We start from the raw sequence: 881 nt of genomic DNA on the forward strand, positions 1-881 counted from the left end.
TTCGTGACGTTGCAGCAGGGGCTGTTCCGTCCCGTGGTGAAACTGCTGTCGATCGGTGTGAAGATCCAGGCCTCTCTGGCGCTTTTCACGCGGGTCTTCGAGTATGTGGACCTTCCGGCGACCGTCACCGAGCGGAAGCACCCGGTCCAGTTGGCCCGACCGCAAGGCGAAGTGCGGTTCGAAGGAGTCGACTTCGCCTACGACCCGAGCAGCGGGCCGACTCTGCAGGACATCGACATCCGCGTACCGGCCGGGACGTCCCTTGCGGTGGTGGGCACGACGGGCTCGGGCAAGAGCACGCTCGGGCACCTGGTACCCCGCCTCTACGACGTCACCGCGGGGCGAGTGGCCCTCGACGGCGTCGACGTCCGCGACCTCGGCTTCGACACCCTGTCCCGGACCGTGGGGGTGGTCTCCCAGGAGACGCACCTCTTCNCGCTTCGCGGCTCCGGAGGCGACGGACGAGCAACTCGTCGAGGCCGCGCGAGCGGCCCGGATCCACGACCACATCGTGTCCCTCCCCGACGGCTACGACACGGTGGTCGGAGAGCGCGGCCATCGCTTCTCGGGCGGCGAGAAGCAGCGGCTGGCCCTGGCACGCACCATGCTGCGCAACCCACGCGTCCTCATCCTCGACGAGGCCACCAGCGCTCTGGACACCCGCACAGAACACGCAGTGCAGCAAGCCATCGAAGCCCTGTCGGCCGGACGCACCACCATCACCATCGCGCACAGGCTGTCGACCGTGCGGGGCGCCGACCGGATCGTGGTCCTGCACGACGGACGCATCGTCGAGCAGGGCACCCACGAGGAGCTCTTGGAGCGTGACGGCAGGTACTCGGAGCTGGTACGTCGCGACGCCGAACCGGTTCCGGTCGCCG

Annotated in this window: 1 pseudogene; it reads left to right on the forward strand. The window is 68.8% G+C overall.

Going from position 1 to position 881, the window contains the following annotated elements:
* Positions 1-881, forward strand: a pseudogene (locus tag QMZ92_RS35945) (ABC transporter ATP-binding protein); the annotation flags it as partial.

It is taken from the genome of Streptomyces sp. HNM0645 (assembly GCF_030056615.1).
Taxonomy (GTDB): domain Bacteria; phylum Actinomycetota; class Actinomycetes; order Streptomycetales; family Streptomycetaceae; genus Streptomyces; species Streptomyces marianii.